At 66.7% G+C, this 12,739-nt stretch carries 13 protein-coding genes and 1 pseudogene; 8 read left to right on the top strand and 6 right to left on the bottom strand.

What is annotated here, in order from left to right; genetic code table 11:
• Positions 1-32: 32 nt before the first annotated feature.
• On the bottom strand, positions 33-536 hold the full coding sequence (locus AC1DKD_RS11120) for a winged helix-turn-helix transcriptional regulator (protein ID WP_441629477.1): 504 nt from the start codon (positions 534-536) through the stop codon (positions 33-35).
• 88 nt (positions 537-624) lie between these two features.
• Between AC1DKD_RS11120 and AC1DKD_RS11115 the strand changes: the two genes are divergently transcribed.
• Positions 625-1,236 carry a GNAT family N-acetyltransferase gene (locus tag AC1DKD_RS11115; protein ID WP_441629476.1) on the top strand — a complete coding sequence of 204 codons (612 nt, stop codon included), beginning with the start codon at positions 625-627 and terminating at the stop codon, positions 1,234-1,236.
• Between the two features lies 1 nt (position 1,237).
• Here AC1DKD_RS11115 and AC1DKD_RS11110 read toward each other — a convergent pair whose 3' ends face one another.
• Together AC1DKD_RS11110 and AC1DKD_RS11105 are read right to left on the bottom strand one after the other, a co-directional pair.
• On the bottom strand, positions 1,238-2,122 hold the full coding sequence (locus tag AC1DKD_RS11110) for an EamA family transporter (RefSeq protein WP_477102734.1): 885 nt from the start codon (positions 2,120-2,122) through the stop codon (positions 1,238-1,240).
• A 151-nt stretch (positions 2,123-2,273) separates the two neighbouring features.
• The gene (locus AC1DKD_RS11105) at positions 2,274-2,849 is read right to left on the bottom strand and encodes an NAD(P)H-dependent oxidoreductase (RefSeq protein WP_441629474.1); all 576 of its coding nucleotides are present in this window, start codon (positions 2,847-2,849) and stop codon (positions 2,274-2,276) included.
• Positions 2,850-2,969: 120 nt separating this feature from the next.
• On the opposite strand from AC1DKD_RS11105, the gene AC1DKD_RS11100 reads away from it, so the two are divergent.
• Positions 2,970-3,866 carry a LysR substrate-binding domain-containing protein gene (locus AC1DKD_RS11100; RefSeq protein ID WP_441629473.1) on the top strand — a complete coding sequence of 299 codons (897 nt, stop codon included), beginning with the start codon at positions 2,970-2,972 and terminating at the stop codon, positions 3,864-3,866.
• Between the two features lie 7 nt (positions 3,867-3,873).
• Here the strand turns inward: AC1DKD_RS11100 and AC1DKD_RS11095 are convergent, their stop codons facing one another.
• A complete protein-coding gene (locus AC1DKD_RS11095) occupies positions 3,874-5,973 on the bottom strand; it encodes a TonB-dependent siderophore receptor (RefSeq protein WP_441629472.1) in 2,100 nt (699 codons plus the stop codon).
• Positions 5,974-6,260: 287 nt separating this feature from the next.
• Here AC1DKD_RS11095 and AC1DKD_RS11090 point away from each other — a divergent pair, with 287 nt between their 5' ends.
• The 6 genes and pseudogenes from AC1DKD_RS11090 to hutG all read left to right on the top strand — a co-directional run bounded on the left by AC1DKD_RS11090 (position 6,261) and on the right by hutG (position 11,049).
• Positions 6,261-6,977 carry an SDR family NAD(P)-dependent oxidoreductase gene (locus tag AC1DKD_RS11090; protein ID WP_441629471.1) on the top strand — a complete coding sequence of 239 codons (717 nt, stop codon included), beginning with the start codon at positions 6,261-6,263 and terminating at the stop codon, positions 6,975-6,977.
• 290 nt (positions 6,978-7,267) lie between these two features.
• Positions 7,268-7,844 (top strand): annotated as a pseudogene (locus tag AC1DKD_RS11085) (IclR family transcriptional regulator).
• Positions 7,845-7,920: 76 nt separating this feature from the next.
• Positions 7,921-8,670, top strand: a complete 750-nt coding sequence (locus tag AC1DKD_RS11080) for a glutamine ABC transporter substrate-binding protein (protein ID WP_441629469.1) — start codon at positions 7,921-7,923, stop codon at positions 8,668-8,670.
• Between the two features lie 14 nt (positions 8,671-8,684).
• Complete coding sequence (locus tag AC1DKD_RS11075) at positions 8,685-9,353, top strand: amino acid ABC transporter permease (RefSeq protein ID WP_441629468.1); 669 nt, start codon at positions 8,685-8,687, stop codon at positions 9,351-9,353.
• Entirely contained in the window at positions 9,350-10,111 is a 762-nt protein-coding gene (locus tag AC1DKD_RS11070; RefSeq protein WP_441629467.1) for an amino acid ABC transporter ATP-binding protein, read from the top strand. The genes AC1DKD_RS11075 and AC1DKD_RS11070 overlap by 4 nt, the downstream gene beginning before the upstream one ends.
• Positions 10,108-11,049: a formimidoylglutamase gene (hutG, locus tag AC1DKD_RS11065; protein ID WP_477102729.1), complete on the top strand. Its 942-nt coding sequence runs from the start codon at positions 10,108-10,110 to the stop codon at positions 11,047-11,049. The genes AC1DKD_RS11070 and hutG overlap by 4 nt, the downstream gene beginning before the upstream one ends.
• A gap of 26 nt (positions 11,050-11,075) precedes the next feature.
• On the opposite strand, the gene AC1DKD_RS11060 is transcribed toward hutG, so the two are convergent.
• Both AC1DKD_RS11060 and AC1DKD_RS11055 read right to left on the bottom strand, forming a co-directional pair.
• On the bottom strand, positions 11,076-12,377 hold the full coding sequence (locus tag AC1DKD_RS11060; protein WP_477143278.1) for a type II toxin-antitoxin system HipA family toxin: 1,302 nt from the start codon (positions 12,375-12,377) through the stop codon (positions 11,076-11,078).
• Entirely contained in the window at positions 12,374-12,667 is a 294-nt protein-coding gene (locus AC1DKD_RS11055) for a helix-turn-helix domain-containing protein (protein WP_045236754.1), read from the bottom strand. Before AC1DKD_RS11055 ends, AC1DKD_RS11060 begins: the two co-directional genes overlap by 4 nt.
• Positions 12,668-12,739 lie beyond the last annotated feature (72 nt).

Here is a 12,739-nt window from a genome sequence, read left to right as displayed (position 1 = left end):
GGGCCGCTTTCCCCCGCGCCCGGTGCCAAGGCCTATGCCCGCGCTGCTGGCGTTTCCAGGGATTTGACGTCAGCCGCAGACTCTGCCTGCCGGCTGGCGCGCGAAATCTCGATATCGTTGGGCCGCACCAGCTGGTCCGCGTCATCCACCAGCGCGGCACGCACCTGACGCCGCTCCGGGCGGGTGTGCAACTCCACCGGCCCCTTGCCGCTGGCGGCCATGTGACGATCGCCCCACTGCATCAGTCCAATGATCACCGGCAGCAACTCCACCGCAGCGCGCGTGGGCCGGTATTCAAATCGTTCGCGCTCGCCGGGTTCCCGATAGCTCACCTTGCGCAGGATGCCTGCCTCGGTCAGCGTCTTAAGCCTTGCGGACAGCACGGCGGGGGAGCATTGCAGGCGCTCCAGGAATTCGTCGAAGCGCCGGACGCCGTGGAAGACGTCGCGCAAGATCAGGATCGTCCACTTCTCTCCAATCAGCGAAAGGGTCGCGGCAATCGAGCAGTTGCGGAGTTCTTGGGCAGTGAGATCCATGGATTCAGCATAGCAGGCTAACTTCATTTGCAATAGTCAGGGTATTGCCTATACTCCTGGCTATGAAATATGAAGTTAGGAGCCGTACATGCAACCCATCCACCACCTCAGCCTGGCCGGCCAAGCCCGCCCGTCCGTGAGCGGCCCGCACGCAGCGTGCCCGGAATGCGCGGAAACCTGGCTGCTGAGCGGCGGTGAACGGGTGGTGGTTCGCGCGGTGCGCGCAGGCGATGCGGAGCGGGAGCGGGCCTTTGTCCAGGCCTTGTCGCGCGAGAGCAGGTACTACCGCTTCCTGACCGGCGGACGCGTGTCGGACGAGGTGATCGACCTGTTCCTCGACAATGAAGCCGGCCTGGCGCTGGTGGTCACGGCGGAAGCGGACGGGGTGCCGGTGATCGTCGCCAATGGCAACTACGTGGTGACGGGTGACGCGGTTGGCGAGTTCGCCGTGGCGGTGGCCGACGACTGGCAGGGCAAGGGCATCGGCCGCCGGCTGATCCAGCGCCTGCGGGATGCCGCCATTGGCGCCGGGCTGCGCCTGCTGCGCGGCGACGTGCTGAGCGAAAACCGCCGCATGCTGGCGCTGATGCGCGAGTTCGGTTTCTCCGCCCGGCGCAATCCGGAGGACGTCCTGCTCTATGAGGTGCGCCTGGCGCTAAGCGGGCAGGCTGTCGGCGAGCCGCGGGCGGCGGTGGCCTGATCTAGGCCTCGGCGGTGGCGCGCTTGCGCGAGCCCGCCGTCAGTGTGCAGCCGATCGAAGCTGTGATGATGCTGGCAATGGCCAGCCATTGCTGCGCGTTCAAGGTCTCATGCAGGAACGCCAGCCCGGCGAGCGCGCCCATGGCCGGTTCCATGCTGAGCAGGATGCCGAAAGTCCGGCGCGGCAACCGCTTGAGCGCCACCATCTCCAGCGAATAGGGGATGGCGCTGGAGAGCAGGCCCACGGCCAGTCCGGCCAGCAGCAGCGAGGGGCTGAACATGGCGGTGCCGGCATGCGCCAGCCCGAAGGGCAGCACCACCAGCGATGCCATGGTCAGCCCCAGCGAAGTGGCCTGCCCGCCGTGCGCGTTGCCGGCCATCTGCCCGAAGATGATGTACAGCGCCCAGCCCACGCCCGCTGCCAGCGCGTAGCCAATGCCGACGGGGTCCAGGTTGGCCACGTTCTGCCCGAGCGGCAACAGCAGCAGCAGGCCCGCCACGGCGAAGGCGATCCAGAGGAAGTCGATGGCCCGCCGCGACGACGATACCGCGACCGCCAGCGGCCCGGTGAACTCGATGGCGATCGCCAGCCCGAGCGGGACGGTGCGCAGCGACATATAGAACAGCAGGTTGGTGGCGCCCAGCGCGGCGCCGTATAGCGCGATCACGCGCGCATTGGCCAGGCTCAGCGGCATTCGCCAGGGCCGCCACACGCACAGCAGGATCAACGCCGAAAAGCTGACCCGCAGCGCCGTGGTGCCCTGCGCGCCCACGGCGGTGAACAGGCTCTTGGCAAACGACGTGCCGATGCAAAGCGAAGCCATCGACCCGATCAGCGCCAGCACGGCGATCAGGGTGGCACTCTGTTTCAGGCGGTTCAGCGGCAATTGCGACTCTCAGGCGTTCAAGCGTGCCAACGAGCGGGCGGGCGAGGGCGATCCCTGCCGCCGGCCCGCGTCGTTGGGGTTGGGGGGAATGGCCGCCCGTACGCTACGGCGGGCGGCGAGCCCGCATCTTGAACGATCTTGGGCCCGCTGGCTAGGCGGCTCTGCACCGGGACGGGGCATCCGTCCCGCACCCGAAATCCCACTGCTCCAATCGTGCCGCGTAGCGTTCGCCCGCGGCCGCCAGCGCATCGCTGCCCAGCTTGCCGGCCTCGAACAGCAGGAAGGGCTCCGTCCACGGCAGGCCGCAGCGATGCGCGGTTGCCTGCAAGGGACGCAACAGTTCCGCAAGCGGGAAGAGGTTCACGCCGGCAGGCGTATAAGCGTGCGGCACATTGCCGGCGGTAGCCGCCACCAGCAGGGGCTTGCCTTCGAGCGCGCGGCCTTCGGTGTCGTAGGCGAGATAGAACATGCGGGTCAGCACGGCATCCTGCCAGGCCTTGAGCAGCGAGGGCGTGGCGTACCACTGGACCGGGAACTGGAACACGATGCGGTCCGCGTTGCGCAGCCGGCGCACCTCGGCGTCCACGTCGATGGCGCCGTCCGGGTAGCAGGCGTAGAGGTCGGCGATTTCCACGCCGGGGACCGTGGCGGCGGCAGCGCATAAGGCGCGATTGGCCTTGGAATGGGCAAAGCGGGGGTGGAACAGGAGAATCAGGGTCTTGGGCATGGTTGGCTCCGGTTGGTCCTGCCGTGGCGATGCAGTGGCGATGCAGTGGCCATGCCGCAAGAATGGCGCCCGGAGTGAAATTACTCCAATGGATAGTTTGTATGTTTTATTATCCGTTTCATGAATTTACGCGCGATCGATCTCAACCTGCTGACGGTGCTGGATGCGTTGCTCGACGAGGCTCACGTCTCGCGGGCCGCCCAGCGCGTTGGCCTGTCCCAGCCAGCTGCCTCCAGCGCATTGGAGCGTTGCCGCCACCTGTTCAAGGACCGTTTGCTGGAGCGTGCTCCCGGCGGCATGCAACTGACGCCCAGGGCGCAGGCCTTGCGGGCGCCGCTGAAGCAGGCGCTGGCGTCGGTGGCCGCGGTGATCGGCGCGCCGGAGGTGGATCTGGCGAGCTTGTCGCAGACCGTGCGCGTGCGCATGGCGGACCATCCCGCCGTGCTGGTGGCGAGGCAGTTGCATCGTCAGCTGGCCGCGAGCGCGCCGGGCCTGAACCTGGTGCTCCAGCCCTGGCAGGGCGCGGACGCCGCGCTTGAATCCCTGGCGCGGGGCGACAGCGACCTGGCCGTATCGGTGTTTCCCGCGCCGGGCACGGATTTCCGGTGTCGCCCGTTATTGCGCGAGCACTATGTGGTAGCCATGCGCGCCGGCCATCCGGCCGCCGCCGGCTTCAGCCTGGCTCGCTGGCTGGACTTTCCGCACGTGCTGGTATCCGGCCGTGGCGAGAGCCGCACGCCGCTGGACGATGCGCTGGCCGCGCTGGGCCTGTCGCGGCGCGTCGGCATGGTGGTGCCGAGTTTCATGATGGTGCCGCCGCTGCTGGCGGATTCCGACCTGATCGCCATGCTGCCCAGCCGCTGCCTGCCGGCGGGTCCCGCACAAGCGCTGGCAACCTTCGCGCCGCCTGTGGCGGTGGAGGGGTTTGCCCTCCACCTGGCCTGGCATATCCGCCGCGACGACGATGTGGCCGTGCGGCATGTGGCGGTCCTGATCGAAAACCTGCTGGCGGCGTAGCGCTCGCTTAGTAGTTGAGCCCGATGTTGAGCATGACCGTGCGGGGATTGCCCACCGGCAGCACATTGTTGTTGAGACCGCCGGCGTAGTACGCCTTGTCGAATACGTTCTTGACGTTGAGCGCGGCCTTCCAGTGCGATGCCGCGTAGCCCACGGCAAGGTCCGCCACCGCATAGCCGGGCACCGTGTAGTTGAAGCTGTAGCCGCGCTTGGCGCTCTCGGCGCGCATGCCGGCGCCGGCATACCAGCCCGCCAGCGCCCCGCGGAAATGCTTGGTGCCCCACAGGGAAACGCTATGCCGCGGCACATTGTTGAGCGGTTGGCCCACATTGGCCGCGACCGTGTCTTCCGTCACCTCGCTGGCGATATAGGCATAGGCGCCGGCCAGGCTCCAGCCGCCGCCGAGATCGGCGGTCAGCTCGGCCTCCAGCCCGCGCGTGCGCTGCCCGCCCGTGGCAATGCTGAAGCCGGTGTTGACCGGGTCGGAGCTCAGTACGTTGCGCCGTGTCAGGTCGAATGCCGCCAGCGTCAGCAGTCCGCTCTTGTTGGGCAGGTCGAACTTGATGCCAAGCTCGGCCTGCCGGCCGGTCTCGGGCTTGAAGGTGCCGCCGTTGACGTCGGTGCCGCTGTTCGGCAGGAAGGAGGTGGCGTAGCTGATATAGGGGCGCGCCCAGGTGGTCAGGTCGAACATCAGGCCAGCGTTGCCGGTGACAGCGCGCGCGGTGTCTTCCGTGCGTGCGCCGAGCAGGCGGTCGGTACTGCCGGTGCGGGCCGTGTCGTGGCGCAGGCCGGCCGTCAGCAGCCAGCGCCCGGCAAACCGCATCTGGTCGCGCACGTAGAATCCGAGCGCGCTGACGTTGTCTTCAGCGCTCAGGCTATAGGCGCTGGGGCAATTGACGGCCGCGCCATAGACCGGCCGGTAGACGTTCAGCGCCGCGACCTTGCAGGTGCGCTGCAGTCGGCTCTCGGTGCTGCGGTTGTAGTCCACGCCCAGCGTGATCTCGTGTTGCGTGCCGGTCAGGTCGAAGCGCCGCTGCAGGTTGGTATCCACGCCGATGGTGGTGCCGGAGAAGTCCTGCTGCGTGCCGCTGCGGTTCAGCAACTGGCTGTTGACAGCCATGGTCCCGGCCGAGACCAGCGTGCCGGTCAGCGACAGCGTCTGCCAGCGGAAATTCTGGTTCAGCGTCCAGCCGGAATCGAAGCGGTGGGTCAGCGCATAGCCCAGCCGGTTCTGTTCACCGTCGTACGGGGCCAGTCCGGGCTCGCCGATAAAGCGGCTGTTGGGCAGGGTGCCGTTGCGGTTGGCGGTCAGCGTGCCGTTCACGGGCAAGCCTTGCTGGCGCACGTATTGCCGCTCGTTATGGCTCGCCAGCAGGGTCAGGTCGGTGCGCGCGCCAAGGTCCAGCGACAGCGACGGCGCGATATAGCGGTTGCGGTAGTACACGTAGTCGGTCGGGTCGTCGCTGTTCATCGCCAGGGCGTTTACGCGCAGCGCGGCCTTGCCGTTTTCCGACAAGGGCGTGCCGACGTCCGCCGTGACCTGGCGCAGGCCGTAGTTGCCGACCGTGAGCCCCAGTTCGCCGAACAGTTCGGGCCTGGGGCGCTTGCTGACGATGTTGACCATGCCRCCCGGCTGCACCTTGCCGAACAGCACCGAGGCAGGGCCTTTCAGCACTTCCACGCGCTCGGCGCCAAACAGTTCCTGCGCCACGCGGTTGTTGCTCTCGACCAGCAGGCCATCGACGAACACGGATTCCGACGCGCGCTGGCCACGGATGATGAAGTCGTCCCAGCCGCGCCGGCCGTAGACGTTGGTGACCACGCCGGCGGAATTGCCCAGTGCGTCGCCCAGGGTTTGCGCCTGCTGGCTGTCCATCAGGTCGCGCGTGATGATGGTGATCGATTGCGCGCTGTCTGCCGCCGAGGTGCCGGACTTCGTCACGCTCGCCGCCCTGCGCGTGGCAAAACCGGTATCGGTGCGCGGATCTTCGGCGGCGCTGACGGTGACGGATGGCAAGGTGGGCACGGCGTCCGTGGCGGTCTGCGCCATGGCGGGGGAGAGCAGGCAACCCAGGGTAACGGGGGCAATCAGTTGGCGAGAGAGCATCGTACTGCGGGAGTGGCTAAAGCGGCGAATTGTAAATGATAATGATTATCGTTTGTAAGATTCTGCAACGTTTCCGGACAGGGTTGTCCAGTGGCGTCCGGCCCGCCTGCCAGGGGGTGGGCATCCCGAATGTGCAGGGCCGGGTTTCCAGGCGAAGGCCGGCGGTCTATGGTGACTAGGAGGCTGGAGAGGGCGCGCGGAGCCGGTGCCGGTCCGGCCAGGGCCTGCCCTTGGCATCTCGCTCTCTGTCTGTCTCTATCCGTTACCCGACGACACAGGAGAACACCATGGATTCGTCAGCATCCCCGCGCCGCATCGTGATCACGGGCGCAGCCGGTGCGCTAGGCCGGGCCGTCACCCAGGCGTTCGCGGACGAGGGGGCCCGGTTAGCCCTGATCGACCGGGGCGTGGACGCCCTGCGGGCACAACCACCGGTGCCCGAGGCCGCCGACTGGCATTTGCTGCTGGCGGCCGACGTGACCTCGCCGGACAGCATGGCGGTGGCGGCACGCACCATCCTCGATGCGTTTGGGGGTATCGACGTACTGGTGCACGTGGCTGGYGGCTTCGAGATGGGAGAGTCCGTCCATGCGCTCAGCCGGGAGTCCTGGATGCGGATGATGGATCTCAACGCCTGGTCGCTGGTTGCCGTCACGCAGCACCTGGTGCCCGCCATGCTTGCCCAGGGCGCAGGCAAGGTGGTGGCGGTCACGGCGCGCGGCGCGGCCAGCGGGGCCGCCGCGATGGGGGCCTATTGCGCGTCCAAGAGCGCGCTGCAGCGTCTGGTGGAAAGCCTGTCGCACGAGGTGCGCAGGGGCGGCGTCAACGTCAACAGCATCGCGCCGAGCATCCTCGACACCCATGCCAACCGCGCGGCCATGCCGGCCGCCGACCCGAGCGACTGGGTCTCGACCGCGGCGGCGGCGCGCGCCATTGCCTTCCTCGCCTCGGACGCCGCGCAGGCTATCCATGGACAGCACCTGGTGCTGGACGGGTTGAGTTGATCCGCGGCCGGCACGTGGGCCGGCGCGGTGCGAGGCTTGCCACAGGGGTTCCCTTGACCCGGCAGGCGCAAGGCCTGCCCGGGACATTGCGTCCATGTCGCGCAGGTAGTCGTTCTTCGCCGCGATTGGCGCTTGACGTGTACATGGCATGGGAAGTGGATCCGGGAGAACCCCGGTGAGGACGCAAGCGGAGAACCATTTCGATGCTAGGGTAAATCCTAGGCACGTTTTCCCAAGAGCTGGGAATCGCAGTTTTGATATTCGGGAAAACGCGCGCATGCTCTCGTCCCATGCAGATCGAAACCGACGCCCCCGAAACCAACTACCCCGCCGCTGGCGCGGATCGCGTGCTGTTCGTGCTCGCCGCCTTGGCCCAGCAGGGCAAGCCGATGACCGTGCGCGAACTGGGCGCTGCCACCGGCTTGCCCAAGAGCACGCTGTATCGCCAACTGGTGCTGCTCAAGAAATGGGGCTTCGTGCTGGAGTCGGACGGACGATATGCGCCCGGTCCGATCAGCCTGCAGCTGGCGCTTGGCTTTGACATGGCCTCGCACCTCGCGCGCGAAGCGCAGCCGGAAATGCAATGGCTGGCACAGCAAACCGGCGAGAGCGTAGGGCTGGTGGTGGCGGCCAAGGATCAGGCGGTTTGCCTGGAAATGATTGAGAGCCGGCAGTCGCTGCGTTGCTGTGGATGCCGGCGTATGGGGCGTCAGCGTGCCGGTGTTCCGCCGGCGCGAGAAGACAGCGGCGGTCGGCTCCATCACGCTGATGGCGCCGGCCACCCGCACGCAGGGGCGCGAGCCGCTCCTGATCGAGATGACGAGGTCGGCCGCAGGAAGAGTCTCGGCCGGACTCCAGGCCTTCTAGTACCCGGCACCCTGGCGCCCGGTACCGAATACGCAATAACCAGTACGAAATCCAATACCTACGAGAGGAGCGACTGATGAATCTTCGACGCAAATGCCTGCTTATTGGCCTGATGGGCCTCAGCCTGGCCACCGGCCTGGCGCGAGCCCAGGACAATGCAGTCCTGCGGGTGGCCACTGATGCCACCTTCCCGCCAATGGAATTCGTCGAGAACGGCAAGCGCACGGGCTTCGATGTCGAGTTGGTCGAAGCGCTCGCCAAGACGATGGGCAAGCGCGTCGAATGGACCGACATCGATTTCAAGGGGCTGATCCCCGGCCTGATCTCGCGCCGCTTCGATATGGCGGTGTCCGGCATCTACATCACCGAGGAACGCCGCAAGGTGGTGGATTTCACCGATCCCTACTACACCGGAGGCCTGGTCGCGCTGGTTAAAACTGGCAATACCGCCATCAATACCCCGGCGGATCTCAATGGCAAGAAGGTAAGCGTGCAGGTCGGTACCAAGTCAGTCAATTTCCTGCGCGAGAACTATCCGCAGGTCCAGCGCGTGGAAGTCGAAAAGAACCAGGAAATGTTCAACCTGGTCGAGATTGGCCGCGCGGATGCGGCAGTGACCGGCAAGCCCGCCGCAATGCAATATGTCAAGGCGCGCGGCGGTATGCGCGTGGTCGAGAAAGCCCTGACCACCGAGGAGTACGGCATGGCGGTGCGCAAGGATACGCCGGAGCTGACGCGCGCGGTGAATGCCGCCCTGGCCAAGCTCAAGGCCGATGGCACCTATGCGCAGTTGATCCAGAAATGGTTCGGCGCCGCGCATAAGTAAGGCGGGAAGACATCATGGAACTGGACTTCTCGCCGGTCTGGGCCGGCTGGCCCGACCTGGTGCGCGGCGCCGTGGTCACGGTCGAGGTGACAGCCTGCGCGCTGGTGCTCGGGTGCGTGATGGGCTTGCTGGTTGGCATCGGCCGGCTCGATCCGCGGCGCCGCGTCGTGTATGGCATCTGTACCGCCTACGTGACCGCGATTCGTGGCACGCCCTTGCTGGTGCAACTGTTCTTGCTGTTCTTCGGGCTGCCGCAATTTGACATCCTGCTACCGGCATTCGTTTGCGGCGTGATCGGCCTGGGCATCTATTCCGGCGCCTATGTCTCCGAGATTGTGCGGGGCGCGATCCAGTCTGTCGACAAGGGTCAGATGGAAGCCGCGCGTTCCATCGGCATGTCGTCAGGCCAGGCGATGCGCGCGGTGATCCTGCCGCAAGCGATCGTGCGCATGATTCCGCCGCTAGGCAATGAGTTCATCGCATTGATCAAGAACTCCGCACTGGTATCGCTGCTGACCATTCACGACGTGATGCACGAAGGGCAGAAGATCATCAGTGTGTCCTACCGCTCGCTGGAGGTGTACCTGGCGATCGCGTTGGTCTATCTGCTGCTGACTAGCGCCGCGGGATTGTTCCTGCGGCACATGGAGCAACGGCTGCGTATGGGAGGCATGGTGCAATGAGCGATTCCGCAATCATCCGGATCCGCAATCTGGGCAAATCCTTCGGCGACCATACGGTACTGAGGGGCATCGATTTCGATGTGGAGCCGTCGCAAGTGGTGGTTGTGATCGGGCCCAGCGGCTCGGGCAAAAGCACGTTCCTGCGCTGCTGCAACGGCCTGGAGCAGGCTGAGAGCGGCACCATCGAGATCTGTGGCACCAGGCTGCTCGATCAGGGGCAGCTGATCGCCGACCCTGAACTGAACCGCTTGCGCACGGAAGTCGGGATGGTGTTCCAGTCCTTCAATCTGTTTCCCCACCTGTCCGTGCTGCACAATGTCACGCTCGGTCCTCGCATGCTGCGCGGCGCCTCGCGCGACGACGCCGAGCGCAAGGCGATGGCGCTGCTGGAGAAAGTGGGCCTGGCACATAAAGCGCACGCCATGCCGGCCAGCCTCTCGGGCGGGCAGAAACAGCGCGTGGCCATTGCGCGCGCGCTCGCCATGGCGCCGCGTGTGATGCTGTTCGACGAGCCCACCTCCGCGCTCGATCCCGAACTGGTGGGCGAGGTCCTGCAAGTGATGAAGGTGTTGGCCGCCGAAGGCATGACGATGGTGGTGGTCACGCACGAGATGGGCTTTGCCCGCGAGGTCGCCGATGTCGTGGTGGTGATGGACGGCGGCGGCATCATCGAAGCCGGTCCGCCGTCCGTCATCTTCTCCGCGCCCACGCAGGAGCGCACGCGCGGTTTCCTGCAAGCCGTGCTGACGCGGCAATGAGCATGGCAATGACAGAGTCTCTTTGGCAGGGCCGTACCGACGCCGGCGAGCGTGGCGATACCAGGCGCTTGTTCCATGTTGTGCGCGCCGCGGGCGCGCCGCTGCCGGCCGGATCGCCGGTGCTGGTTGGGTTCGCCTGCGATGCCGGCGTGCTGCGCAACCAAGGCCGCGCCGGCGCGGCGCAGGGGCCGGATGCAATCCGCCGCGCCCTGGCCAATGTGCCGGCGCACGGACTGCCGGCCTTGTACGATGCCGGCAACGTGATCTGCGAAGACGATGCACTGGAAGCCGCCCAGGAACGCCTGGCGGGGGCGGTCCGTGCCGTGCTGGATGGCGGCGGCTTGCCGCTGGTGCTGGGCGGCGGCCACGAAGTCGCCTGGGGCAGCTGGCAGGGGTTGCGGGCGCATCTGGATGCCGCCGGCGACGACGGCCGCCTGYTGATCGTGAATATCGACGCACACTTCGACTTGCGTACCAGCCGGCCAGCAAGTTCCGGAACGCCGTTCGACCAGATCGCGTGCGAGAGTGCGCGCCGCGGGCAGCCGTTCGACTATGTCTGCCTGGGCGTGAGCCGTCTCGCCAATACCCCGGCCCTGTTTGCCCGGGCCGACGAACTGGGCGTGTCTTACGTCGAGGATGTCGACTTGCAGGAACGGCATCTCGATGCTCGCCTGGCCGCGTTGAGGGAGCGCATGGCCCTGGCCGGGCATGTCTATCTCACCATCGATCTGGATGCGCTGCCGGCCGCCGTCATGCCAGGCGTCTCGGCGCCTGCTGCCTTTGGCGTGCCGCTGGCGGTAGTCGAGGCGCTGGTGGGCGAGGTGCGGCGCAGCGGCAAGTTGCGCGTGGCCGACCTGGCCGAGTACAACCCCAACTACGACCGCGATCATCAGGGCGCGCGGGTGGCGGCACGGCTGGCGTACCGGCTGCTGGCCTGAGGCGGGGTCCGCTTTTCGAGTGCCGTCTATTTGCGCCGTGCCAGCGGTAGCGTCGCCAGCCGCTCCAGCACCACCGCGCGCATGCCCGCCGGAGCCGGTAGTTGTTCCAGCAAGGCGGGCCATCGCTCGTGGGCCATGGCCACCGCATCTTTGACGGCGGCGGTGGCGATGCGCCCGGCGATTTTCGCCTCGCGCGCGAACTCGCGGTAGGTTTGCAGGGTTTGCACGCGCTGCTGGCGGTCGATGACGACGTTCTGGCCGAAGCCGGCAAAGCCCGGCAGGGCCGCCACGCTGACGATGTCGTAGGCAGGCGACAGCTCTGGCGCGATGCCGTTGCGGTACAGGAAGGAGAAGTTCTTCAGGTGGGCGTCGCTGTTGCCCAGCAGGGTGTTGACGGCCTGCCGGATAAAGAACTGCCGCACATCCTCGATCCCGCGCACGCTCAGCCGCTCCAGCAATTGCACCAGCACGGCGTAGGCGTCGCGGCCGGCGTACTTGCGATTGGGCATGCGGGTCAGCAACTGGCAACCGTCCTCGGCATGCACGCGTCCGCCCGGCTCGCGGTCGAAGCGGTCCACGGCGAGGAAGTGCAGATCCGCGCCAAGGGCTTCGGCCATGCCTTCCACCTCGATGGCGGCCAGCGGCGCGGGCCGGCACGGCGCGACCGCCACGCCGGCGGCCTGTGCCAGTTGCATCGACACGTATTCGTTGAAGACCTGGCTGTCGTCGTTGCGCGTGGGCAGCTTGGCGATCAGGTCCGACAGGTGCCCGTGGGTGGGCATGGTGTAGCGCTTGCCGGCATGCGCGGTGGATAGCGCAATCTTGTTCTGCACGCCCGAGACCGAGGCCGCGCCTTCGGTGGCGCCTTCGATGACGGCAATTTCCAGGTTGTCCGCGCCACCCGTCACGCCAACCGTGCGTACGTGCGCGGGCAGGGCGTCGATGGGCGCGGGGCGCACCACCACCGCGCCGGGCAGGTCCTCGCCGGCGGCGGCCAGGATGCCGAAATCGTCGCGGTCCTCGGGATGATGGCGTGTGGCTTCCAGCCGCTTGCGCAATTCGCTTTCGGGCAGCAGCCCGGCGAAATAGGGCGGCAGCGCGCCGTTGGTGTTGTRGAGCGCGGGGTGGAAGGGGTTGGCCAGTACCGCCGCGGTCAGCGTGTCATTGCCGGGAAAGGTCAGCGAGAGGCTGAGCGTGGGCCGCAACGGGTCGCCACGAAAGGCTTCCGCGGGTACAAAGCGGCAGGTGCGCTCGACTTCGCACAGGTAGCCGCACAGTACGCCGTGCAGGTGTACCTCCAGGTAGCGGGGGCGCAGTCCGGGGCTCACGGTTCCTGCTCCAGGAACATCTCGACCGATGTCCTGGCTTCGCGGTCCGGGCCGCTGTCCTTGCCTTCGATCAGGCGCCGCACGGCGAGCAGGTGCTCGCGGGGCACCAGCACCCATTCCGCATCAAGCGCCGCGCCCACGGCTTCGAGTGTGGAGGCGCGCACATCATGCCGGCCGCTCAGTGCCGTGGTGAGATTCGACGGCGCCATGCCAATCAGCCGCGCCACGTCCCCAAGCGAGGACTTCCGTGCGGCGCGGCGGGCCTGAAGCTGGTCGTAGAAGGATGGCATAGCATAGTTTCACATCAAAAAGATATGAAATATCATAGCACAAGCTGTCTACGTATTATGGTATTACATAAT

This window comes from Cupriavidus sp. 05T313 (assembly GCF_056396665.1).
This window is presented reverse-complemented; position numbering and strand designations above follow the sequence as displayed.

Excerpts from the sequence above, each read along its gene's own strand:
- AC1DKD_RS11120 (WP_441629477.1), bottom strand. The coding sequence starts at position 536 with ATGGATCTCACTGCCCAAGAACTCCGCAACTGCTCGATTGCCGCGACC.
- AC1DKD_RS11105 (WP_441629474.1), bottom strand. The coding sequence starts at position 2,849 with ATGCCCAAGACCCTGATTCTCCTGTTCCACCCCCGCTTTGCCCATTCC.
- AC1DKD_RS11115 (WP_441629476.1), top strand. The coding sequence starts at position 625 with ATGCAACCCATCCACCACCTCAGCCTGGCCGGCCAAGCCCGCCCGTCC.
- AC1DKD_RS11070 (WP_441629467.1), top strand. The coding sequence starts at position 9,350 with ATGAGCGATTCCGCAATCATCCGGATCCGCAATCTGGGCAAATCCTTC.
- AC1DKD_RS11075 (WP_441629468.1), top strand. The coding sequence starts at position 8,685 with ATGGAACTGGACTTCTCGCCGGTCTGGGCCGGCTGGCCCGACCTGGTG.
- AC1DKD_RS11100 (WP_441629473.1), top strand. The coding sequence starts at position 2,970 with ATGAATTTACGCGCGATCGATCTCAACCTGCTGACGGTGCTGGATGCG.
- AC1DKD_RS11055 (WP_045236754.1), bottom strand. The coding sequence starts at position 12,667 with ATGCCATCCTTCTACGACCAGCTTCAGGCCCGCCGCGCCGCACGGAAG.
- AC1DKD_RS11080 (WP_441629469.1), top strand. The coding sequence starts at position 7,921 with ATGAATCTTCGACGCAAATGCCTGCTTATTGGCCTGATGGGCCTCAGC.